Consider the following 21978-nt stretch of genomic DNA (forward strand, 5'->3'; position numbering starts at 1 on the left):
GCTTTACTGCACGATGTGATCGGACCACCGGATGGGCGCGGTGCCGTCGAGTTCAAGGTAGACCGGAGCCGCCCCGATCGGGTAGGTGATGCCATCCGCTCCGCGGCGCGGCACGACAGGCTCGCCCCAGGTGTCGACAGCCCGCACCACCGACCAGGTTTTGGGCTGTATGAGCGCGCGGTCGCGGTTGTCTGCGCTCCAGACTGCAATCTTGCTGCCCGACCCGTTCTTGAAAAGAAAGGCCTGGACGCCCTCAGTGCGGCGAGACGGGCTCGTCAGCCGGGCTGACAACGCGTGGTCGCCAAGTTCGCGGGCAAGCGTGCGGTAGGCGGAGTACGCGGGACGGCGTACGCCCTTGCGACCCAGCAAGCCGTATGGCCCATCGACGCTGTCTTGGAGGCTGAACCACAGCAGTGCCTCGATACCAGCGGCTTCAGCCGTGATGAACGCGCGGGGAAGCAGGGCTGCCTGTCGGGTTTCATCGAGCGGACCGTCAGGAGTGGGAGAACCGATTCGCCACCCCCACTCCGTGACCCACAACTGCGGAACGTGCCCAAGCTTGCTTCGGCCATGGGCGCGCAGGCGTTGTGCGGCCGACGCAAACGAACGATCGGCATCGACGATCTGAAAGGGCTGCGCCCATTCGGAGCGGGGATGCACGGAGGTGCGCTCGGGCCCGGGTGCGTCGTGGTGCGTGTAGGGATGCAGGCCAAAACCGTCGAGCTCGGGCGGCAGACCAGCCTCGAGGAAACGGTAGTGATTGACCCACACGTCTTCGCATGTGATGACCCGTGTGCGGGCATCGACCTTCTTCACAGCCTTCACGGCCTGTCGGACCATGTCGACGTAGTGCGCCACCCAGGGCGACGGCGGCTTTCCGTTCCAATGACCGCCCACCATCTTGCGGAGCGTGAAGTTGTGGGGCTCGTTCCAGACCTCGATCACGTGACGGACGCCCGAGGCCTTCAGCAGGCGCGCAATGTGGCCCGCATAACGGCCGAAGGCTTCCGGATCGACAGGCGCCAACGGGTGCCTGGCCGTCGCGGGGTAGGCCTCGTGGTTGGCATAGGCGAGGTAGAACACCACCCCGATGTCGTGGCTGCGGTAGTAATCGAGTCGCCGCTGAAACGCCGCGGGAAAAGCTTGATGACCGCCAGCCTTGGGCTCCATGACAGCCCACCGCACCGTATCGCGGACCCAGCTCACGCCCAGGTCCTCGAGCGCCGCCATGTCCTTGATGGGCTGGCCTTGCGCGAATTTGACGCCCAAGCCAAAACCAGCGCGCATGGGCCGCCCAGAAAAAATGTCCTCGGCATGGCTTAAAGGCGTGACGAAGCCCATCGCGCCCGCAGCGCTCAAGATCGTCAGATGCCGCCGCGAGACGTTCATGCCGTCACGTGGTCGTTGAGGAGGACACCACTGAAAACCGAGGTGGATCGCTTGAGCGTGCTCACCAGCGTGCGAAGGCTTCTGACGTGGGTGACGTTCTTGCGCGCCACGGCCAGCGCCGCACCCGCCTTCTCGGCAATCACACGGGCGTCGGCGCCGTGCGATACGGCGGGCGTATCCAGCACGACGTAGTCAAAACGCGCCAGCACACCTTGAATGAGGTCATCGAACGCCTGCCCCTGGATCAGCTCCAGCGGATTCGGGGGGACCACACCCACCGGCAAAAGATACAGGTTCGGGAGAGACTCGATGGGGCGTATCACATTGGCCTCACCTCGTCCCGACAGCACGGAGCTCAAGCCACGCTCACTTTCCTGGACACCGAAGACGCCATGCTGGCGGGGGGTGCGCATGTCTGCATCGACCAGCAATGTGCGCCCGGCCAGCTGGCTGAACGCCACCGCCAGGTTGGCCGCAAAGAAGGTCTTGCCATCGCCGCTGTCCGGGCTGCACACGGCCAGCGCAAGCTTGCGCGGGCCTTGAGGTCGGAACACGCACGACAGCAACTGGGTGCGCACGTCGCGGAAGAACTCTGCGGTCTTGTCGAACGGGTCAGTGGCCACGACGAGTTCGGAGGACACGCTCTCAGGCTCGGTACGCTGATATGGATACTTGAACTGATGGGACAGGGCCCACAGCACGTCCTCGCGTCTGGCGAGCCCCAAAGCCACCGCGGCTTCGCCGAACTTGAGGTGATGCTCCTGCTGGTAGCGCACGATGCGCTCGATCTGCGACGAGTCGAGCTGGTTGATGTCGGCAATGATGTCGCCTATGGGCCGAGCGGTCTGTTCAATCGGGCTATTCATGTCGGTTCCTCCCTGGATCACTGTCCGACCAGCGGCAGCCTGAGCGACGCGCGTGAAGGCAGGTGTGGCGTGAAGCGAATGGGCAGGCGGCCGGTACGGGGCTTGGCTTCTGGCATGTGTCCGATCAGATCGGCTTCCACCAGCTCACCGAGGTCTTCGTCGACACGGATGCGGCGGTTGCGCAGCTCCGTCCAGATGGCCGCACCGATGCCGGCAAACACTCCGATGAAAATGGCTTGCAGGACGAGAAGCAGTGTGCGCGGCGACGAGGGCCCCGCAGGGGGGGTCGCCACTCTCAGCACAGCCACGTTGGTCTGGTCGGTTTCGCTTTCGAGCCGTGTCTGGTGGCTACGCAACTGAATGGCCTCGACGGCGCGCTGCGCGCTCGCGACGTCGTTGGCCATCACGGTGGCCTCGTCTCGAATGGCCTTCAGGCGCAGCACCTTCTGGCGTTGCGCCTCCAGCGCACTGCGCGTCTGCGCCTCGCGCTGCTGCGCGATCTCCAGCGCGACACCCGCCGTTCGCCCAACATTGGCCGACTCCGACAGGATTTTGCGCCTGGTCTCATCGATCCCGGCTCGCATCTGCGTGATCTGTGGGTGGTTGTCGCCCAGGCGGTCTGCCGCCTCCTGCAGCCTGGCCTCCTGACGCGCCAGCTCGCCGCGCAGCGACATGATGACGCTGTTGTTCATGGAGTCAGGGCTGTCGATGCCAGCGCGAGCACGGCGGCTGCGCGCGTCGGCGGTCTGCGCCTGCAGCGCCACTAGTTGCGCGGACAATTCAGCCAGCCGAGCCGTTTCCACGTCCAGCCGCTCGTCGGTGGCAACGATGCCCTTTTCCTGCTGATAGGCCGAGAGCTTGCGTTGCGCAGCCTCAAGCCGTCCCTTGGCCTGCTCGAGCTGTTCGGTGAACATGTGGGTGAACTGCCGGGCAGGCTGAACACGCAGCTCCACAGCCGTGTCGAGGTAGGCGTTGATGAAGCGGTTGGCCAGCGCAGCGGCAAAGTCCGGATCGGCCGCGGTGTAGTTGACTTCAATCACGCTGGAGCCCTTGGCGGGGATCACTTCGAGTCCCTCAAGAATCAGCTGCGCAACCCAGGTATCGAACGAACCTTGCCCTCCGGCAGCCTGCCAACGGGCACGCAGATCGGGGTTCTCGGTCAGCTTGAGCGAGCGCACGACCATGAGCGCCACCCGTTCGCTGCGAATCACGTCCATCTGGGTGAGCAGATAGAGCGCGCTGACAGGAGCCATCGTGCCGTTGATGGGATCAGGCGAACGCATGTCCACCATGACCGCTCCCGTGGCGGTGTACTTCTTGGGCAGCAGCTGGCTGGCCGCGAAGGCCAGCAGCAACATGGTCGTCAGCACGGCAACGGGAATGAGCCATCGCGCGCGCAGGATGGCCATGAACTGGGAAAAACTCATGATCACTACCTTCCACAGTGGGGGTTCAGGTCGACGTCAGACGTTGGCTGCCGCGGCTGCCGGGGTCACACACGTAGCGCGCAGCCGTGGTGGCCGGGCCCCGCGGGGCAAGCAGCACGAAGAACGCCCAGAGCGTCAGCCCCAGGCGCTTGGATACGCTCACCGAGCGGCGCAGCCACAGGGCCTTGAGCAGTTGGGGCAGGCGCCGGGCGGCGCGCTGCGTCCCCTCCCACCGCGATGGGGCGGTGAGAGCGGCCGTGGCAAAAGCAGACTTCTCGATCGAGAAATCCAGCAGTACCGATGGGGCCATGATGTGTCCTCCCGTTCTTTCTGATATCCATTGACGAAAACGTTGCAACCGGGCCTGAAGGCGCTGGTCCTGCGCCAGGCCACTTCCGACATTGCCGAATGACAACCCGGTGGTCTGTTTGAGCGAGCGGTGCACGCGGTACAAGCCCAGTACCTGCTCGCAAGCCGCTACCGAGCCAAACAGCGTGCTGCCGTAGATGCAGAAGAAGTCGGCGCCATGCCGGTCTTGAGCATCGGTGGGCAGCGGAAAGATGCGCGTGAGCACGCTGCGTCGGTAGGCGTTGCCCGACGCAGGCGCAGACGGATGAGCCGAGCCATGGCGGAGAAAGTCGCGCGCCACGTCACCCGAGGCAAGGTCCTGAGGAATGACCGAGTCCAGCAGCTTGCCGTTTGGGTCCATCAGCGCAAGGCGGTAATGGACCTTGACAACGCCCTCCTCAAAGGCTTGCGCCACCGCGCCCAGCGCCTCGGGCAGCAAGGCGTCATCCGCATCCAGAAACAGCACCACGTCGCCCGAGCATCGGGGCAGACCGGCGTTGTAGGCCGCGACTTGTCCACCGTTGTCCTGCTGGATCAACTCCACCCCGTGAGCGGCATAGCGCTGGATCACGCTGACCGAGTCGTCGGTCGAGCCATCGTCGACCACGATGAGTTCATGGGCCTGGTAGCGCTGCGAGAGCACAGACTCGATGGCCTGCGCGATGTAATGCGCATAGTTGTAGTTGCACACGACCACCGAGATGCGCGGCCCATGCAGTGCAGGAAGCGGATGAGCGCTGTGATGGGTCATGTGGCACAGACCTCCAGAGGACTGGCCGCTCGCGCAAGCATGGCCAGGTTGAGACGGGCGCCTTCTTCCCATGAGTAGCGCTGGATGCGCTGGCGGGCCGCCACCTTGAGCTGCGCGGCGAGATCGGGCTCCCGGAAGAAGCGCGTGATGGCCAGCGCGAGCTGTTCTGGCCGCTGCGGCTCGAAGTAAAGCGCGGCCTCGCCGCAGACCTCACGGACGGCCGGTGCGGTGGACGCGATGACCGGACATCCGCATGACATGGCCTCCAGCGGCGGGATGCCAAAGCCTTCATACAGCGAGGGGAAGACGAAGCAGGCGGCATGCTGGTACAGCGCCTTGAGCTCGGCGTCGCTGACATAGCCCACGCGGATCGTTCGATCCGCTGCGCTCGCCTCACCCTGGCGAAACACGCCGGCGTGGGTGGCCCCCGCGATCACGCAGGGTGGCGCATCGTCACCCAGCAGCGCCAGCGCCCGCAAAAGCACAGAGAAGTTCTTGCTGGGATTGGCGCTGCTGACGGCCAGCAGGAACGGCGTGTCGCGCAGGTTGTGCTGATCAAGGATGCGGGTGTCGGCTTCGATGGCCTGCATGTGCTGCCAGCCTTCGGTGGTCTGGTGCAGTCGGCTGTCGGGCGCCCCAAAGCAGTCGATGGCTTCCTGGCGACTGAAGGCCGACACCACGGCCGTGGCCGGCGAGCGGCGCACATGCCAACGCACCATCCATGTGTACCACAGCCGGAATCGGGCGGTGTAAGCCTGCGGCACGCGCACGACCGCCGCGTCGTGCACGGTGGTGATCTGGTGACGATGGAGCAGCGGGCCGGTGAACCCGAACGTGAACAGGAGGCCATCGCGGGCATGCCAGGCCAGTTCGGTCTGCTCCCACAGATGGCCGGCAAGACGCCCCACCTCACGATAGCCGATGTGCTGGAGCGCCGGCCGTTGTGCACCGGCGGGCGCCAGGATGGTCAACTCGGACAGGCCGGACGCGTCGGCGCGTGCGGCCAACAGGCGATCCATCGCCATGAGCGTCTCGCGCGCATAGCGTTGCACCCCTGTGACGCCCTGCGTCAGAAAGCGACCGTTGATGTAGATGGGCTGGCAAACCTGTTTCAACTGGACCCCTGCTCAAACAACTCAGGAATTGGCGGCCCACTCGTGGAGCTGCAGCACCTTGCCCTGCGCACGGGGCTCGGTAGCGGCTCGCACGATGTCGGTCATGGATCGCCGGAAAGCCGACGCGCTGAAGCGCTGCGCGTGCTCGCGGCATCGGCGCGGCGGGATGGTGTGGGCAACGGCCTCGAAGGCCTGAACGGCCTGCGCGATGGCCTCCGGCGTTTGCTCGTCGAAGAAGACCCCGGTGGGGGCGTCATCGATGCCCATGCCGCGCACGGTCTCGAGCGAGCCGCCGCGACCATATGCGATCACCGGTGTGCCGCAGGCCTGGGCTTCAACGGGCGTGATGCCGAAGTCTTCTTCCGCCGCGAAGATGAAGGCCTTGGCGTGCTGCAGGTGCGCGCGCAGCACATCGAATGGCTGGTGCCCCAGCACGACCACATTCGGCCCCGCGGCAGCCATGACCTTGTCCATGTCCGGGCCCGTGCCAATGACGTACAGCTGCTTGTCGGGCATCAGCCGGAAGGCCTCGACAATGGTCGGGATCATCTTGTAGGGCACCATGCGCGATGCGGTGACATAGAAGTCTTCCTTCTGCTCGCACAGCGCGAAGCCCTCGGTGTCCACCGGGGGGTAGACCACGGTGGCGTCATGTCGGTAGACCTTCTGGATGCGGCGCGCGATGAACTGCGAGTTGGCCAGCATCACGTCGACACCGTTGACGGTGCGCAAGTCCCACATGCGCATGTAATGCAGCAGCGCGCGGGCGATGAACGACTTCATGCCGCCAGTCATGCCGGATTCGCGCAGGTACTGGTGCTGCAGATCCCATGCGTAGCGCATGGGCGAGTGCACATAGCTGATGTGCGTCTGGGAAGGCGAGGTGATCACACCCTTGGCAACCGCATGGCTGGACGAGATGATGACGTCGTAGCTGGACAGGTCGAACTGCTCGATGGCCAGAGGCATCAACGGCAGGTATTGCCGGTACTTGCGTCGCGCCATGGGCAGCTTCTGGATGAAGCTGGTGTGCGGTGTGCGGCCTTTGAGGAAGCCGCGATCGCCCTCTTCCAGAAAATCGACCAGGGCGAACAGATCGGCATCGGGCCAGAGATCGAGGAGATGCTCAAGCACCTTCTCGGCACCTGCATACACCACGAGCCAGTCATGGATGATGGCAACCTTGCGCTTGCGCGGTGTAGCGACCATGGTGGGCGGCATCAGGGGTTGAGGTGACATGCGGATTCAGCGGGCCAGCAGCTCGCGCCCCTGGGGGTTGAGGGTGGCCACCAGTTCCTTCAGGAACGCTTCCTGAACGGCGTAGTGGCGGGAGGGGTCGTCCGACATGGGCACGCGCTGGGAGACACGCACGAGGATCCCGTCCGTCATGCGGCCTTTGAGGCCTTCACGCATGATGTTCCAGCGGGTCTGCCAGGCGCTGGCGCTGTAGGAATCTCCAATGCGGATCCAGTAGCTGACCACCTCGTTGAACGACGGCCCCTGGGCAACCATGCGTTTGCCCGTGATGGGGCCATGAGCCGCTTCAGACTGAATGCCGTCGAAGGTGGCGGGACGCAGTGCCTGCACCTTCATGCCCTGCGCCGGGTAGCACAGTTCGGGCCGGTGGATCTTGACCTCCTGGCGCTGGTTCTTGCCGTAAGCCAGCGTCAGCATGACGGCGGCCCCGTCGGGCCGAACGTAGGTGCGCATCAGCACCTCGTCGTAAGGCTGGTCGGTGCTGGTCGTCTCGGTGGCCAGGGCCGTGACATGCTCCATGGCATTGGGTACATAGGTCCAGCTGCCTACCCGGGCTGGCACGACCTGGTCCAGATGCGCATCAGGAAGCTGGGTATTGATCTCGGGCCGAAGCAGCACCCCCCCCGCAAAGCCCAGGCCGATCAGGGCCACGATGAACAGCGTGCGCATGAGGCTCATCGCGCACCTCCCACAGGTTCGGCAGGCTTGTTCTTCATGAACAGGCCCAGCACCGAATCGGTCGCCACGGTGAGCATGGTGGCCACCATGAACAGCAGGATGCCGGCAAAGTCATGTACGAAGCCCTGTCCGGCCTCATCGCCAAAGTAGTAGGTCACCAGCACGAGTGTCACCACCCGGGTGACGTTGGCCACAAACGCAATGGGCACGATGAGCGCGGCCAGCGCGATGTTGCGCATCTGGTTGGTGTGCTTGACGACACTGAGGTAGAACACGCCAATGGCTTCCAGCGCAAACACCGAGTTGATGCCCGCGCACGCGTCGGCCACCAGCAGTTTGTAGGGGCCGATCGTCAACGTGACGCCGCTTCGCCCGACCGGGTAGCCGAAGGCGTATAACAGGTGTTCGGCCACATATGAGACAGCCGCCTTGAGTGGGCCGGTGATGGCGTCCACCACCGAACCTGGCAGCGGCACGACGAACAACAGGAAGAAGATGGCAAACCACATCGTCTTCAACCCGCGCCAGCCCCACAGCAGCAGCACGATGCCGGCCGCCACCGGGATCTGCGAAGCCGCATCCAGGAACAGCACATCCTGAGAACGACCCACGGCGTAGGTGAGCAGCCCCACCAGCAGGACAGCCGTGCCTGCGGCATTGGCCGGCTGCCGTCCAGGCTCTCCTAACAGCGGATAACGCTGCCACGCCAGCCACAAGGCCAGCGCGAGCATGATGGGGCCGTGCCCCTGGCCGACCTGGTTCCACACGAAGCGGTCGAGGGCCGCATAAGTGGGGGCGTACAGCACAATCAAGGCCACGCCGATGAGCGCGGGCATGAGCCAGGGCGCACCGGTGGCGGCAGGCAAGGGAGTCAGTGCGTGTTGTGGGCCGGTCATGGGTTCATCAATCAGAGCGTCGACGCTCGGGAGGGCAAACGGCGTGCCCACGCGGCGGAGACGCCCATTGCGGTTGCCTGCATGAGCACCGCCCACCCTGCCCGGGGCGCAGCCATCGGCACGCCGTGCTGCCCTTGGCGCCGGAATTGCCGAAAAAACTTCCCTCTTCATGTCTTGCCCGACAATTGAGGCATGCGCACTTATCTCGTCACCGGCGCCGCCGGCTTCATCGGCATGCACGTCTCGCTGGCCCTGCTGGCGCGGGGCGACACCGTGGTGGGGCTGGATAACCTCAACGACTACTACGACCCACAGCTCAAGCGCGACCGGCTGGCTGCCATTGCGGCCACGCAGGGAGCGAGTCGCTTTCGGTTCGTGCAAGCCGATGTCGCTGACATGGCGGCGCTGGATGCGCTGTTCGCCACGGAATGTTTCGACGGTGTGGTGCACCTGGCCGCACAGGCCGGTGTGCGTTACTCGTTGACACATCCGCATGCCTACGCCCAGTCGAATCTCGTGGGCTTTGTGAACATGCTGGAGGCTTGCCGCCACCAGCGCACGGCGCACCTCGTCTACGCCAGCAGCTCCAGCGTATACGGCGGCAACTCCCGCATGCCGTTTTCAGAGGACCATGCGGTGGACCACCCGGTGAGTCTGTACGCGGCGACCAAGAAGGCCAACGAGCTGATGGCGCACACCTACAGTCACCTCTACGGCCTGCCCACCACCGGGTTGCGCTTCTTCACGGTGTACGGCCCTTGGGGGCGGCCCGACATGGCCCCCATGCTGTTTGCACGCGCCATCCTGGCGGGCGAGCCCATCAAGGTGTTCAACCATGGGCAGATGCAGCGCGATTTCACCTACATCGACGACATCGTGGCGGGCGTGGTGGCCACGCTGGATCGACCGCCCCTGCCAGACGAGACATTTGACCGGCTGGCGCCCCGGTCGTCGACCTCATGGGCGCCTTACCGCGTCTTCAACATCGGCCACAGCGAGCCGGTGCAACTGATGGATTTCATCCGGACGCTCGAATCAGCGCTGGGCGTGCCGGCCAGGCTGGATCTGCAGCCCATGGCGCCAGGCGACGTGCCCGCGACGTATGCGGACGTCCGCGCGCTGCAGCAATGGACAGGCGTGACACCGCATACAGACCTGCGCGCGGGGATTGAGCGCTTTGTCGCGTGGTATCGGACGTACCACGCCTGAGGCCCTTCAGTCCTGCCCGAACAGATCCCGCGTGTAGACCTTGTCAGCCACATCGGCCAGCTCCGGGCCCATGCGGTTGGCCACAATCACGTCGGCACGCGCCTTGAAGGCGTTCAAATCGCGTACGACCTCTGAGTTGTAGAACCGGTCTTCCGTCAGCACCGGTTCGTACAGGATCACCTCGACGCCCTTGGCCTTGATGCGCTTCATGACGCCCTGGATGGAGCTGGCGCGGAAGTTGTCGCTGCCGGCCTTCATGATCAGGCGGTAGACGCCCACCACCTTCGGTCTACGCGCCAGGATGCTGTCGGCCACGAAGTCCTTGCGCGTGGTGTTGGAGGTGACGATGGCACTGATGAGGTTCTGGGGCACCTCGTGGTAGTTGGCCAACAGCTGTTTGGTGTCCTTGGGCAGGCAGTAGCCGCCATAGCCAAAGCTGGGGTTGTTGTAGTGGTTGCCGATGCGCGGATCAAGGCTCACGCCTTCGATGATCTGGCGCGTGTCCATGCCGTGGGTCTGGGCGTAGGTATCGAGCTCGTTGAAGTAGGCCACCCGCATGGCGAGGTAGGTGTTCGCAAACAGTTTGATGGCCTCGGCTTCGTCGGCCCCAGTGAGCAACACAGGCACATCGGGCTTGAGTGCGGCCTGTTTCAGCAGGGCGGCGAAGCGCTCGGCCCGCGCAGATTGCTCGCCCACCACGATGCGACTGGGGTGCAGGTTGTCGTGCAGCGCACGGCCTTCGCGCAGGAACTCGGGCGAGAAGATGAGGTTCTGGGTGCCCAGGCGCTGCCGGGCATCCTTGACAAAGCCCACCGGAATGGTGGACTTGATCACCATGACGGCATCGGGCGCGTGCTGCATGGTGAGCTGGATGACGGCTTCGACGCTGCGGGTGTTGAAGCGGTTGGTGTCGACGTCGTAGTCGGTCGGGGTGGCGATGATGACGAACTCGGCGCCCTGAACGGCCTGGGCGCCGTCGGTGGTGGCCACCAGGTTCAGCGCTTGCGTACGGAGCGCCTCGGTGATGTCGGGGTCTTCAATGGGCGAGATCTTGCTGTTCACCTGCTCCACCCGCTCGGGCATCAGGTCAACGGCGACCACCCGATGGTGTCGCGCGAGCAGCACGGCCATGGACATGCCCACGTAGCCGAGGCCGAAGACGGCAATGTGGGTGGCGGGTCGTTCGTTACCAGTCATACTGATTCGCATCTCGAGGTTCAACCATTCTGGTCGAGAGCATAGCCGGCCTGAAGGCCGCGCTCGATGGCGCCGACGCCACGGTCGAGTCGGCCTCAGGCAGGCAGGCTGATCACGAAGCGGCTGCCGCCACCATCGCGGGCCGCGCAGAGGGCCCGGCCGCCATGGCGTTCGGCAATCTGACGCACCAGGCTCAGCCCCAGACCCACGCCACCGGCATGCTCGGCATGACCGGGCATGCGATAGAAGGGCTCGAAGATGCGCTCACGCTGGTCATGTGGCACGCCTGGGCCCCGGTCGTTGACCGCGATCTCGATGAAGCGCCCGGTATGACGCAGCTCGAGGAGCACATCCGGCCCGCCGTAGCGACGGGCGTTTTCGAGCAGGTTGCGCACGGCTCGGCGCAACAAGCGCTCATCGCCTTCGCAGGCCTGCAAGGCAGGATGGGGCTGGATGTCAACCTCGGCTCCGACGCGCAAGGCTTCTTCGGTGACCAGCCCCATGAGGTCCACCGGCGCCCGCTGCAGGTTGGCGCGCGCATCAAGCCGGCTGGCCAGCAGCACTTCCTCGACCAAGGTATCGAGTTCCCGGATGTCCTGGTTCACCTCGGCCTTCATCTGGGCCAACCGATCAGGGGGCAACTCGTCCATCAACGACACAGCCATCTTCAGCCGTGCCAGGGGAGAACGCAGCTCGTGGCTGGCATTGGCCAGCAGGCTGCGGTTGGCCGTGACCAGATCCTGCACGCGCTGGGCCGCTTCGTTGAAGCTGTTGGCCAGCGCGGCCACCTCGTCTTTGCCCTCGACCGCCACACGGTGTGCCAGCTGGCCGGAGCCAAAGACCTCCACACCACGGCGCAGAGCCTTGAGCCGCCGGGTCAATCGGTTCACGACGGGCCAGGCGCCCACGGCCACGGCCACAAACAGCACGAACAGCGACAAAAGAAAGGCCGGCAGCCCCTGCGCCAGCCAGGGCGGGATCATCCAGGCCAGAGGACCCAGCCAGGGCTCAGGCCGCGGCGCCGCGGGCGGCGCATGCATCAGGTCGGGGGGGACGGGCGGTCCCATGACCGGCGTGCCAGGGGGTCGGGGGCGAGGGCTCCAGGGGCGCACGATCCACAGGGTGCGACCGTCCGACAGCCGCACCGTCTGCATGCGCTGCTGCAACTCGGGGCGGCGCTGCAGCCGGTCAATCAGGGCTGGTGAGGTGGCGATGCGCTGGCCGAGCGGGTCATCCAGCGCCATGGGCAGGCGCAGTCGCTCCGCCCAGTCCAGCAACACCACAGCCTGCAGCTCGACAGGCGCCGAGGCCGGAGGCAGGCTGTTCTCGATGAGCTCGGCCATGGCGGCCGCGCGCTCGTTCCACACGGCCTGCGACTGCGCCTGGGTGCGCTCGTGCTCGATGTTGTGCTGGGCCAGCCAGCCTGAGACGAGCGCAAACACCAGCAGCACCGCCACCACGGTGAGGTAGATGCGCAGCGCAAGCGTTTTCATGCTGCGTCGGCGTCGGTGTCCTGCTTCTTGGCGAACACGTAACCCACTCCGCGCACGGTCAGGATGCGGCGAGGCTCTTTGGGATCGTCTTCAATGGCGGCACGGATGCGCGAGATGTGCACGTCGATCGATCGATCGAAGGCCTCCAGCGGATGGCCCTTGAGCGCGTCCATGATCTGGTCGCGCGACAACACCCGGCCCGGATGGCGCGCGAGCACGGTCAGCAGATCAAACTGGTAGGACGTCAGGTCGCAGGCCTTGCCATCGAGCCGAACCTGCCGCAAGCCGGAATCGATCTCGAGCCGGCCAAAGCGCCACACGTCAGCGTCGACGGCCTGGCTGCCCGTGCGACGCAGCAGCGCCCGGATGCGGGCCAGCAGCTCGCGCGGCTCGAAGGGTTTGGGCAGATAGTCGTCTGCGCCGATCTCCAGGCCCACGATGCGGTCGGTCGGCTCGCCGCGCGCGCTCAGCATCAGCAACGGCATGCTGCGGTTGCGCGGCGAGGCGCGCAACTCGCGACACAGATCCAGGCCATCGCCATCGGGCAGCATGAGGTCGAGCACCAGCACATCAAACGTCTGACGCGCCAGCATCTCGCGGCCGGTGCGCAGGTTAGGTGCACTGGAGACCTGATACCCATGTGCCTTCAGGTAATCGCCCACCATGGCGCTGAGGCGCACGTCGTCGTCGATCAGCAGGATGTGCTCGGTCATGTCTGCCATTGTCGCGCGCTCCGAGGGCGATCAGCGCGGGCCGCCGGGGTGACGGGGCATCTTGTTGTGCCGCTCCCGCAGTTGCTGGGCCATTTGGGCGCGCTGCTCAGGCGTGAGGATGCGGCCCACCTCCAGCATCATCGCCATGTTGGCGGCGCTCATCTGCTGGTGATGGGCGTTCATGCGCATGCGCAGGCGGTCAGCGGCCTTCTCGTCCAACGTGGGCTGCGCCCAGAGGTTCAGCGCCTCCTGGTGGAGTGCGCGGCCCTGCTCGTGCAGGCCGCGGTGCTGGCTGCGATGGCGCTCCATGACGGTACGGATCGCGCTGCGCTGCTCGGGCGTGGCCTGGACTTTGTCGAGCATGCGCTCGACGTACTGGCCAGGCATGCCCATCATGCCGCCATGGCCCTTGCCACCCTGGCCGTCCTTGGCCATGCCGTGGTGGCGCATCTGGCCGGTCTGCTCGCGCGGCGGGCGTTGCTCGCCTTGCGCGACCGGGGCAGCGACCGGCGGCGCCACGTTGGCGGCGGGCGCAGCCTGACCGGCGTGTCCACCGTGGTCGGCGGCCCAGGCCTGGGTCGTGACGAGCAACATGGCGGCGACCGTGGCCGACATGGCGCCTGCCACCCAGCGCACGCGGGTGCGGTGTGCGTCGGCCAGAGACAAGGTACGGGGGCGAATCAAGCGAGACATGCGCGGCTCCTGTTTCTTGGGTCTGCAGAGGCAGCCCTTCTGACTTCATGGTGCGCGGGCGGGGTAAAGCGGGCGTGGCTTGGGGGTAAAGATCTGTGAACAAAATACTTCCCCACGGCGATCGGCTTGCTGATATAGTGGGTGGCGCTGCCGCAAATTGCTTACCTGAGCGGCACCACCGTCTCGCCTGTTGCCGCTCTCGCGGCCTGACTCCAGGTCAGACAGGGCCCATGTTGGCCCCCACGTCTACCGGCAAGCCCCATCTGGCCCCTTCAACCGCCTCATCCCGGGCCAGCGCGTTTCCCCATCTTCCGCAGTAGTCCGGCTGCATGGGGGCTGCCTTTTTGCTCTGAACTCTGCGCCGCCGCGCTGCGGTTGGTGCCCCATCTCATCCGTGATTCCTGTTTCCTCCGTCTCCGAGACGCTTGCCGTAGGCAAGTTTCTGCTCTCATCCCTGATCAAGTGCGACAGCAACGGTCGCTACGCCGCTTCGGTATCGGTCCGCAGCGGACGCGGATCAGCCTCTCACGACCGCATCTACCGCTTCACGCCCTCGTTTGCCACGCGCGAAGCGGCCAGTCGCTACGCGCTGGCAGAAGGCCAGCGTCTCCTGTTTCATCCCCATACGCACAAGGAGCCTGCCTGATGGCCAAGGAAGACCTCATTGAAATGCGCGGGCAGGTCGACGAAGTCCTGCCCGACTCACGCTACCGCGTGACCCTGGAAAACGGTCATACCCTGACCGCCTACTCGGGCGGCAAGATGCGCAAGCACCACATCCGCATCCTCGCGGGCGACAAGGTGTCGCTCGAGATGTCCCCCTACGACCTGTCCAAGGGCCGGATCACCTTCCGGCACCTGGAACCTCGGACCGGCGGCGGCCCGGCCCCCATGCGCCGCAAGCGCTGAACCGCCTACACCCACCTCTCTTTGAATCTCTCGAAAGATCTGCATCATGGAAAACAAGCTCTACATCGGCAACCTCGCCTACTCCGTTCGTGACCAAGACCTGGCCGAACACCTCGCGCCTTTCGGCAACGTCGTGTCCGCCAAGGTCATGATGGACCGCGACACCGATCGCTCCAAGGGCTTCGGCTTCGTCGAAATGTCGTCGGCCAGCGAAGCGCAAGCCGCCATCAGCGGCCTGCATGGCCGCACCATCGACGGTCGCGCCCTGGTCGTGAACGTGGCACGCCCCCGTGAAGACCGCCCCCGTGGCGGCTTCGGTGGCGGCAATGGCGGCGGCTACGGTGGCGGCGGCTCGCGCGGCGGCTACGGCGGTGGCCGCGGCGGTTACTGATCGCCCTTGAAGCAGGCGCTCGGCGCCTTGCTTCCCGCACATCAAAGCCTCGGGCACAAGCCCGGGGCTTTTTTCATGGTGCATCGGCTTTGCGCTTCGCGAGATGGGCTATGGCCGTCATTGACAGAACCATTCACCTGCAAACCGGTGGCGCAGTAAATTGATTGCGTTGTCGCGGACAAGCAAGGAGAAATCAATGACGAACGAAGCCAAGTGCCCTTTTGCAGGCCAGCACCTCAGCCACACCGTGGCCAACGCGCCCCGCAACGGTGATTGGTGGCCCAATCAGCTCAATCTGAAGATCCTGCATCAGCGCTCACCCAAGTCGAACCCGATGGGCGCGGATTTCAACTACGCCGAAGCGTTCAAGCAGCTCGACCTGGATGCCGTGGTCAGAGACCTGCGCGCGTTGATGACCGACTCGCAGGACTGGTGGCCCGCCGACTGGGGCCACTACGGCCCGTTGTTCATCCGCATGGCCTGGCACAGCGCCGGCACCTACCGCATCCATGATGGCCGCGGCGGCGCAGGCACCGGAGCCCAGCGCTTTGCACCGCTCAACAGCTGGCCCGACAACGGCAACCTCGACAAAGCGCGCCGCCTGTTGTGGCCGATCAAGCAGAAGTACGGCAAGCACCTGTCGTGGGCCGACTTGATGATCCTGGCTGGCAACGTGGCGCTCGAATCCATGGGTTTCAAGACCTTCGGCTTTGCCGGCGGCCGCGAAGACATCTGGGAGCCGGAAGAAGACATCTACTGGGGCCCTGAAACCGAATGGCTGGCCACCAGCGACAAGCCCAACAGCCGCTACTCGGGCGAGCGCCATCTGGCCAACCCGCTGGCCGCCGTCCAGATGGGCCTGATTTACGTGAACCCGGAAGGGCCCGACGGCAACCCCGACCCCGTCGCCTCCGGCCGCGATGTGCGCGAGACGTTTGCCCGCATGGCCATGGACGACGAAGAAACCGTGGCTCTGGTGGCTGGCGGCCACACCTTCGGCAAGGCCCATGGCGCAGGCGACGCCAAGCTGGTGGGCCCTGAACCCGAGGCCGCGCCGCTGGAGGCGATGGGATTTGGCTGGATCAACCGGTTCGGCTCGGGCAAGGGCGTGCACACCACCACAAGCGGCATCGAAGGCGCATGGAAGCCGAACCCCACGACATGGGACAACGGCTACTTCGACATGCTGTTCGGCTACGAGTGGGAGCTGACCAAGAGCCCGGCCGGCGCCCACCAATGGGTGGCCAAGAACGTCAAGCCAGAGCACATGATTCCCGATGCGCACGACCCGTCGAAGAAGCACCCGCCGATGATGACCACGGCGGACCTGTCGCTGCGCTTCGACCCTGCCTACGAGAAGATCTCGCGCCGCTTCCATCAGGATCCGCAGGCGTTTGCCGATGCCTTCGCGCGTGCCTGGTTCAAACTGACGCACCGCGACATGGGGCCGCGTTCGCGCTACCTGGGTAAGCTCGTGCCGCAAGAAACACTGATCTGGCAAGACCCGGTGCCTGCAGTGGACCATCCGCTGGTCGATGACGCGGACGTGGCATCGCTCAAGGCCAAGGTGCTGGCCTCGGGCCTGAGCACGGCCGAGCTGGTAAGCACCGCCTGGGCCTCGGCCTCGACCTTCCGCGGCAGCGACAAGCGGGGTGGCGCCAATGGCGCGCGCATCCGGCTGGCCCCGCAGAAGGACTGGGAAGTGAACCAGCCCGCCCAACTGGCCAAGGTGCTGGGCGTGCTGGAAGGCATCCAGAGGGACTTCAATGCCGCGCAAACGGGCGGCAAAAAGGTGTCGCTGGCCGACCTGATCGTGCTGGCCGGCAGCGCCGCAGTCGAAGCAGCAGCCAAGCAGGCCGGGTTCGATGTGCGTGTGCCCTTCACCCCCGGGCGCACTGACGCATCCCAAGAGCAGACCGATGTCGAGTCGTTTGCCGTGCTGGAGCCGCCGGCCGATGGCTTCCGCAACTACGCCCGCAAGGGCCATCCGGTGATGCCGGAAGAGATGCTGCTCGACAAGGCCCACCTGCTGAACCTGGGGGCGCCCGAGATGACGGCGCTGATCGGCGGCATGCGCGTGCTGGGCGCCAACTTTGGCGGCACGGCCCACGGCGTGTTCACCCAGCGCCCCGGTGTGCTGAGCAACGATTTCTTCGTGAATCTGCTTGACATGCGCACCAAGTGGCAGCCCTCAGCCGCGCACGAAGGCATCTACGAAGGGACCGACCGCCAGACGGGTGCGCCCAAGTGGACGGCCACCCGCGTGGACCTGGTCTTCGGCTCGAACTCGCAACTGCGCGCGTTGGCCGAGGTCTACGCCTGCGAAGACGGCAAGGCAGCCTTTGTGAAGGACTTCGTGGCGGCCTGGGCCAAGGTGATGAACCTGGATCGTTTCGATCTGGCGTGACGCCCGCCAGGGCGCGACGCCTGCAAGCCCCGGGTCCATCGCCCGGGGCTTTTTTTCATGGCTTCAGCAGTACGCGTGGGCCCGCACGCCGTTTGCCACAGACGGGGGGAGTCAGGACAACGAGGCAAGACATGCGAACGTTTCAATGCGAGCGATGCGGCCAGACCGTTTTCTTTGAGAACACGCGCTGCGAGGCGTGTGGCGCACACCTGGGCTTCGACCCCATCGGCTTGACGATGCGCGCCTACGAGGTGGACGACGCCGGTGCATGGACGCACCTCGGATCACCAGCAGAAAAGTGGCGCCCGTGTCACAACTACATCACGCACCAGGCCTGCAACTGGATGGTGGCCGAGACAGACGAAGAACCCATGTGCGTGTCGTGCCGCCACACGGACGTGATTCCCGATCTGACCCGGCTCGACAGCCTGATGCTGTGGGCGCGCATGGAGGCGGCCAAGCGCCGGCTGTTCTACACGCTGCTGGCCTTGAAGCTACCCATCCCTTCGCGCGCGGAGGCGCCCGAGAACGGCCTGGTGTTTCACTTCAAAGAGCAACTCAGCCCGGAAGAACCGGTGATGACCGGGCATGCCTCCGGCCTGATCACCGTGAACCTGGCCGAGGCGGACGATGTGATCCGTGAGGCGACGCGGCGCGACATGGGCGAGCCCTACCGCACACTGCTCGGCCACTTCCGACACGAAATCGGGCACTTCTACTGGGACCAACTGGTGGCCGGCACGGCTTGGGAAGCGCGCGTGACCGCCGCCTTCGGCGACGCCCAGCAGGACTACGCCGAGGCGCTCAAGCGCCATTACGAGCAAGGCCCGCCGGCAGACTGGGCGGCACGCTTCATCAGCAGCTACGCTGCGTCTCATCCCTGGGAAGACTGGGCGGAAACATGGGCGCACTACCTGCACATCTCGGACGCGCTGGACACCGCCGCGCACTGGCACGTCGGCTTTCTGGCGCCGAAGGGGGAGCACAGCCCCGCCCCAGAGGTGCTGCCCGGTCAGGAGCCGACCCACTCTTTTCGCCGGCGTCTGGCAGTGGAATGGCTGCCGCTGGCCCGGTTTCTCAACAGCATGGGACGCAGTCTGGGTCAGGGGGATCTGTATCCTTTCACCATGCCCGACCCGGTGCTCGACAAACTGTGCCTGGTGCACGAAATCGTGACGCAGCGCGCATCAGACGATGCACCGCCCGCCGCCTGAACCCACCACACGAACGCCATGGATCTCAAACCTGCCGTACTGACCACCTTGCTGCCTGCTCTGCTGATGGCCCACCCCGCAACAGCGGCCGCCGACACCATCGGCGAGGTCGACACGGCTTTCAAGCTGCTGGGGCCGGATCACAAGATCGTGGTGGAGGCTTACGACGACCCGAAGGTGGCAGGCGTGACCTGCTATGTGTCACGCGCCCGCACAGGCGGCATCAAGGGCGCGCTTGGGGTGGCGGAGGACCGGGCTGAAGCCGCCATCTCGTGCCGCGCAGTCGGCCCCGTGGCCATCAAGCAAGCGCTACCCCGGCAGGAAGAAGTCTTCAGCGAGCGCATGTCGTTGTTGTTCAAGAAACTACGCATCGTCCGCATGGTGGACCCCACACGCAACACGCTGGTCTACCTGACCTATTCCGAGCGGGTGATCGAGGGCTCGCCGCAGAACAGCGTGTCGGTGGTGCCGGTGGAACGTGGCCGCCCGATTCCGGTGAAGTGAGGCCGCCGGCGCCAACATGAAAAAAGCCCCGAGCGAACACTCGGGGCTTTTGATGTGGCGGAGAGGGAGGGATTCGAACCCTCGGTACGGGGATACCGTACGCCTGATTTCGAGTCAGGTACATTCGACCACTCTGCCACCTCTCCTGAAACGGGGCGCCGGGGTCAAATCGGCGTAGCCCAAGACTATAGCAGAGATTTCAGGGCGTCAGCACCTCGGCGCCGCCGAGGTAGGGGCGCAGCGCGGCCGGAATGCGGATGCTGCCGTCGGCCTGCTGGTGGTTCTCGAGCACCGCCACCAGGGCGCGGCCCACGGCCAGGCCCGAACCATTGAGCGTGTGCACCAGTTCGTTCTTGCCCTGGGCGTTCTTGAACCGCGCCTGCATGCGGCGGGCCTGGAAGGCCTCGCAGTTGGAGCAGGAGCTGATCTCGCGGTAGGTGTTCTGCGCAGGCAGCCACACCTCCAGATCGTAGGTTTTGGCAGCGCCAAAGCCCATGTCGCCGGTGCACAAGGCCATCACGCGGTAAGGCAGTTCCAGCTTTTGCAGGATGGCTTCGGCGTGGCCCACCATGGCTTCGAGCGCGGCGTTGCTTTGCTCGGGCGTGGTGATCTGCACCATCTCGACCTTGTCAAACTGGTGCTGGCGGATCATGCCGCGCGTGTCGCGCCCGGCACTGCCCGCTTCCGAGCGGAAGCACGGGGTGTGGCCGGTGAGTTTGATGGGCAGCTGCTCCAGCGGCACGATGGTGTCGGCCACGGTGTTGGTGAGCGTGACCTCGCTGGTGGGGATGAGGTACCACTTGCCCTCGGCCGCCTCGGCATCGCCCGAGGTGACATGGAAGAGGTCTTGCTCGAACTTGGGCAGCTGGCCCGTGCCCTGAAGCGCGGGGGCCTTGACCAGGTAAGGCGTGTAGCACTCGGTGTAGCCGTGCTCTTGGGTTTGCACATCGAGCATGAAGGCGGCCAGGGCGCGGTGCAGGCGGGCGATGGGGCCCTTCATGAAGTTGAAGCGCGAGCCCGAGAGCTTGGCGCCGGTGTCGAAATCCAGGCCCAGCTTTTCGCCCAGGTCCACGTGGTCTTTCACCGCGAAGGCGTAGGTGCCAGGCGTGCCCCAGCGGCGCACCTCGACGTTGCCGGTTTCGTCGTGGCCCACGGGCACGTCGTCTTGCGGCAGGTTGGGCACCGACAGCAGCATGGCCTGCATCTCGGTCTGGATGATCTCGAGCCGGTCGGCGCTGGCCTTGAGCTCGTCGCCAATGCCACCCACCTGGGCCATCACGGCCTCGACCTGGGCGGCTGTGTCTTCACCCTTGGCGGCCTGGCCCTTGAGCATGCCGATCTGCTTGGACAGGCTGTTGCGCTGCGATTGCAGCTCTTCGGTACGGGTCTGGATGGTCTTGCGCTCGGCTTCCAGCTCGCGGAAGCGGGCCTCATCCAGGAAGGGCTGGGGGTTCTTGCGCTTGGCCAACTTGGCAAGCACGCCGTCCAGGTCTTTGCGCAGCAGGGCGATGTCGAGCATGGTGGTGTTTTTTTCTGGTTTGTGTTCAGGCGGGGCGCTGGTTGGGCAGCGGGCGATCCAGGCCCGTGCCGCCCAGGCCCTTGGGCAACGGGAAGCGCACGTGTTCTTCGACGCCCTGCATGCGGCGCACCGACACGGCGCCCATGTCTTTCAGGCGGGTGATGACGCGCTGCACGAGCACATCAGGCGCAGACGCACCGGCCGTGAGGCCGACGCGTGGCCGGCCGTCGAACCAGGCTTCCTGCAGGTCTTCGGGGCAATCGATCATGTAGGCCGGCGTACCGAGGCGCTCGGCCAGTTCGCGCAGGCGGTTGCTGTTGGAACTGGTGGGGCTGCCGACCACGATGACGACGTCGACCTGCGGCGCCATGATCTTGACGGCGTCCTGCCGGTTCTGTGTGGCATAGCAGATGTCTTGCTGCTTGGGCTCGCGGATCTGCGGGAAGCGGGCCTTGATGGCCGCAAGGATGCCCGCGGCATCGTCCACCGACAACGTGGTCTGCGTGACCACGGCCAGCTTCTCCGGGTTGCGCACCTGCACGCGGGCCACATCGGCCTCGTCTTCGACCAGGTAGATGCCTTCGGTGACCTGGCCCATCGTGCCTTCGACCTCGGGGTGGCCCTTGTGGCCGATCATCAGGAATTCGTAGCCCTCGCGGTGCAGCTTGGCCACTTCCACGTGCACCTTGGTGACCAGCGGGCAGGTAGCATCGAACACGCTGAAGCCGCGGGCATCGGCCTCGCGGCGCACCTCCTGGCTGACACCATGGGCGCTGAAGATCAGGGTGGCGCCCGCCGGCACCTCGGCCAGGTCTTCGATGAAGATGGCGCCCTTGGCCTTGAGGTCGTTGACCACATAGGTGTTGTGCACGATCTCATGGCGCACGTAGATCGGCGCGCCGAACTGCGCCAGCGCGCGCTCGACGATCTCGATGGCGCGATCAACCCCGGCGCAAAAGCCGCGGGGCTCGGCCAGCAGGACGTCTTCAACCTGGCTCATGC

At 65.4% G+C, this 21978-nt stretch carries 20 protein-coding genes, 1 tRNA gene and 1 pseudogene; 7 read left to right on the forward strand and 15 right to left on the reverse strand.

Annotated elements, in window-relative coordinates:
* Positions 1–3 precede the first annotated feature (3 nt).
* From GTZ97_RS08230 to xrtB, 8 genes and pseudogenes are all read right to left on the reverse strand, one after another.
* Positions 4–1287 (reverse strand): glycoside hydrolase family protein, encoded by a 1284-nt coding sequence (locus GTZ97_RS08230; protein WP_161650110.1) that lies wholly within the window; start codon positions 1285–1287, stop codon positions 4–6.
* 98 nt (positions 1288–1385) lie between these two features.
* The gene (locus GTZ97_RS08235; RefSeq protein ID WP_161650111.1) at positions 1386–2255 is read right to left on the reverse strand and encodes a polysaccharide biosynthesis tyrosine autokinase; all 870 of its coding nucleotides are present in this window, start codon (positions 2253–2255) and stop codon (positions 1386–1388) included.
* 17 nt (positions 2256–2272) lie between these two features.
* On the reverse strand, positions 2273–3682 hold the full coding sequence (epsF, locus tag GTZ97_RS08240; RefSeq protein ID WP_161650112.1) for a chain length determinant protein EpsF: 1410 nt from the start codon (positions 3680–3682) through the stop codon (positions 2273–2275).
* A gap of 25 nt (positions 3683–3707) precedes the next feature.
* Entirely contained in the window at positions 3708–4781 is a 1074-nt protein-coding gene (locus tag GTZ97_RS08245; RefSeq protein WP_161650113.1) for a glycosyltransferase family 2 protein, read from the reverse strand.
* Positions 4778–5896, reverse strand: a complete 1119-nt coding sequence (locus GTZ97_RS08250) for a glycosyltransferase family 4 protein (protein ID WP_161650114.1) — start codon at positions 5894–5896, stop codon at positions 4778–4780. The genes GTZ97_RS08245 and GTZ97_RS08250 overlap by 4 nt, the downstream gene beginning before the upstream one ends.
* Before the next feature lie 81 nt (positions 5897–5977).
* Positions 5978–7135 (reverse strand): annotated as a pseudogene (locus tag GTZ97_RS08255) (glycosyltransferase family 4 protein); the annotation flags it as partial.
* Positions 7136–7141: 6 nt separating this feature from the next.
* Entirely contained in the window at positions 7142–7831 is a 690-nt protein-coding gene (locus GTZ97_RS08260; protein WP_161650116.1) for an exosortase C-terminal domain/associated protein EpsI, read from the reverse strand.
* Positions 7828–8727 carry an exosortase B gene (xrtB, locus tag GTZ97_RS08265; protein WP_161650117.1) on the reverse strand — a complete coding sequence of 300 codons (900 nt, stop codon included), beginning with the start codon at positions 8725–8727 and terminating at the stop codon, positions 7828–7830. Before xrtB ends, GTZ97_RS08260 begins: the two co-directional genes overlap by 4 nt.
* A 192-nt stretch (positions 8728–8919) precedes the next feature.
* Between xrtB and GTZ97_RS08270 the strand changes: the two genes are divergently transcribed.
* A complete protein-coding gene (locus GTZ97_RS08270) occupies positions 8920–9936 on the forward strand; it encodes an NAD-dependent epimerase (protein ID WP_161650118.1) in 1017 nt (338 codons plus the stop codon).
* A gap of 6 nt (positions 9937–9942) precedes the next feature.
* On the opposite strand, the gene GTZ97_RS08275 is transcribed toward GTZ97_RS08270, so the two are convergent.
* From GTZ97_RS08275 to GTZ97_RS08290, 4 genes are all read right to left on the reverse strand, one after another.
* Entirely contained in the window at positions 9943–11133 is a 1191-nt protein-coding gene (locus tag GTZ97_RS08275; RefSeq protein ID WP_161650119.1) for a nucleotide sugar dehydrogenase, read from the reverse strand.
* 95 nt (positions 11134–11228) lie between these two features.
* A complete protein-coding gene (locus GTZ97_RS08280; protein ID WP_161650120.1) occupies positions 11229–12626 on the reverse strand; it encodes a sensor histidine kinase in 1398 nt (465 codons plus the stop codon).
* Entirely contained in the window at positions 12623–13339 is a 717-nt protein-coding gene (locus tag GTZ97_RS08285; RefSeq protein ID WP_161650121.1) for a response regulator, read from the reverse strand. Before GTZ97_RS08285 ends, GTZ97_RS08280 begins: the two co-directional genes overlap by 4 nt.
* Before the next feature lie 30 nt (positions 13340–13369).
* The gene (locus GTZ97_RS08290) at positions 13370–14032 is read right to left on the reverse strand and encodes a Spy/CpxP family protein refolding chaperone (RefSeq protein WP_161650122.1); all 663 of its coding nucleotides are present in this window, start codon (positions 14030–14032) and stop codon (positions 13370–13372) included.
* Between the two features lie 394 nt (positions 14033–14426).
* Here GTZ97_RS08290 and GTZ97_RS08295 point away from each other — a divergent pair, with 394 nt between their 5' ends.
* The 6 genes from GTZ97_RS08295 to GTZ97_RS08320 all read left to right on the forward strand — a co-directional run bounded on the left by GTZ97_RS08295 (position 14427) and on the right by GTZ97_RS08320 (position 19457).
* Positions 14427–14678: a hypothetical protein gene (locus GTZ97_RS08295; RefSeq protein WP_330863580.1), complete on the forward strand. Its 252-nt coding sequence runs from the start codon at positions 14427–14429 to the stop codon at positions 14676–14678.
* Positions 14675–14941: a translation initiation factor IF-1 gene (gene infA / locus GTZ97_RS08300; protein ID WP_236651103.1), complete on the forward strand. Its 267-nt coding sequence runs from the start codon at positions 14675–14677 to the stop codon at positions 14939–14941. The genes GTZ97_RS08295 and infA overlap by 4 nt, the downstream gene beginning before the upstream one ends.
* 46 nt (positions 14942–14987) lie before the next feature.
* Complete coding sequence (gene rbp / locus GTZ97_RS08305; RefSeq protein ID WP_161650124.1) at positions 14988–15332, forward strand: RNA-binding regulator; 345 nt, start codon at positions 14988–14990, stop codon at positions 15330–15332.
* Positions 15333–15528: 196 nt separating this feature from the next.
* Complete coding sequence (gene katG / locus GTZ97_RS08310) at positions 15529–17739, forward strand: catalase/peroxidase HPI (protein WP_161650125.1); 2211 nt, start codon at positions 15529–15531, stop codon at positions 17737–17739.
* Positions 17740–17870: 131 nt separating this feature from the next.
* Entirely contained in the window at positions 17871–18953 is a 1083-nt protein-coding gene (locus tag GTZ97_RS08315) for a zinc-binding metallopeptidase family protein (RefSeq protein ID WP_161650126.1), read from the forward strand.
* Between the two features lie 18 nt (positions 18954–18971).
* Positions 18972–19457: a CreA family protein gene (locus GTZ97_RS08320; protein WP_161650127.1), complete on the forward strand. Its 486-nt coding sequence runs from the start codon at positions 18972–18974 to the stop codon at positions 19455–19457.
* Positions 19458–19512: 55 nt separating this feature from the next.
* Here the strand turns inward: GTZ97_RS08320 and GTZ97_RS08325 are convergent.
* The 3 genes from GTZ97_RS08325 to ispH all read right to left on the reverse strand — a co-directional run bounded on the left by GTZ97_RS08325 (position 19513) and on the right by ispH (position 21976).
* Positions 19513–19603, reverse strand: a tRNA-Ser gene (locus GTZ97_RS08325).
* A gap of 53 nt (positions 19604–19656) precedes the next feature.
* Positions 19657–20976 carry a serine--tRNA ligase gene (gene serS, locus GTZ97_RS08330; RefSeq protein ID WP_161650128.1) on the reverse strand — a complete coding sequence of 440 codons (1320 nt, stop codon included), beginning with the start codon at positions 20974–20976 and terminating at the stop codon, positions 19657–19659.
* Between the two features lie 25 nt (positions 20977–21001).
* Positions 21002–21976 (reverse strand): 4-hydroxy-3-methylbut-2-enyl diphosphate reductase, encoded by a 975-nt coding sequence (ispH, locus tag GTZ97_RS08335; RefSeq protein ID WP_161650129.1) that lies wholly within the window; start codon positions 21974–21976, stop codon positions 21002–21004.
* Between the last annotated feature and the right edge of the window lie 2 nt (positions 21977–21978).

The sequence above is a fragment of the Aquabacterium fontiphilum genome, from assembly GCF_009909205.1.
In the GTDB taxonomy this organism is placed as follows: Bacteria; Pseudomonadota; Gammaproteobacteria; order Burkholderiales; family Burkholderiaceae_C; genus Aquabacterium; species Aquabacterium fontiphilum.

Excerpts from the sequence above, each read along its gene's own strand:
- GTZ97_RS08230 (WP_161650110.1), bottom strand. The coding sequence starts at position 1,287 with ATGCGCGCTGGTTTTGGCTTGGGCGTCAAATTCGCGCAAGGCCAGCCC.
- GTZ97_RS08235 (WP_161650111.1), bottom strand. The coding sequence starts at position 2,255 with ATGAATAGCCCGATTGAACAGACCGCTCGGCCCATAGGCGACATCATT.
- epsF (WP_161650112.1), bottom strand. The coding sequence starts at position 3,682 with ATGAGTTTTTCCCAGTTCATGGCCATCCTGCGCGCGCGATGGCTCATT.
- GTZ97_RS08245 (WP_161650113.1), bottom strand. The coding sequence starts at position 4,781 with ATGACCCATCACAGCGCTCATCCGCTTCCTGCACTGCATGGGCCGCGC.
- GTZ97_RS08260 (WP_161650116.1), bottom strand. The coding sequence starts at position 7,831 with ATGAGCCTCATGCGCACGCTGTTCATCGTGGCCCTGATCGGCCTGGGC.
- xrtB (WP_161650117.1), bottom strand. The coding sequence starts at position 8,727 with ATGACCGGCCCACAACACGCACTGACTCCCTTGCCTGCCGCCACCGGT.
- GTZ97_RS08270 (WP_161650118.1), top strand. The coding sequence starts at position 8,920 with ATGCGCACTTATCTCGTCACCGGCGCCGCCGGCTTCATCGGCATGCAC.
- GTZ97_RS08275 (WP_161650119.1), bottom strand. The coding sequence starts at position 11,133 with ATGACTGGTAACGAACGACCCGCCACCCACATTGCCGTCTTCGGCCTC.
- GTZ97_RS08280 (WP_161650120.1), bottom strand. The coding sequence starts at position 12,626 with ATGAAAACGCTTGCGCTGCGCATCTACCTCACCGTGGTGGCGGTGCTG.
- GTZ97_RS08285 (WP_161650121.1), bottom strand. The coding sequence starts at position 13,339 with ATGACCGAGCACATCCTGCTGATCGACGACGACGTGCGCCTCAGCGCC.
- GTZ97_RS08290 (WP_161650122.1), bottom strand. The coding sequence starts at position 14,032 with ATGTCTCGCTTGATTCGCCCCCGTACCTTGTCTCTGGCCGACGCACAC.
- rbp (WP_161650124.1), top strand. The coding sequence starts at position 14,988 with ATGGAAAACAAGCTCTACATCGGCAACCTCGCCTACTCCGTTCGTGAC.
- katG (WP_161650125.1), top strand. The coding sequence starts at position 15,529 with ATGACGAACGAAGCCAAGTGCCCTTTTGCAGGCCAGCACCTCAGCCAC.
- GTZ97_RS08315 (WP_161650126.1), top strand. The coding sequence starts at position 17,871 with ATGCGAACGTTTCAATGCGAGCGATGCGGCCAGACCGTTTTCTTTGAG.
- GTZ97_RS08320 (WP_161650127.1), top strand. The coding sequence starts at position 18,972 with ATGGATCTCAAACCTGCCGTACTGACCACCTTGCTGCCTGCTCTGCTG.
- serS (WP_161650128.1), bottom strand. The coding sequence starts at position 20,976 with ATGCTCGACATCGCCCTGCTGCGCAAAGACCTGGACGGCGTGCTTGCC.
- ispH (WP_161650129.1), bottom strand. The coding sequence starts at position 21,976 with ATGAGCCAGGTTGAAGACGTCCTGCTGGCCGAGCCCCGCGGCTTTTGC.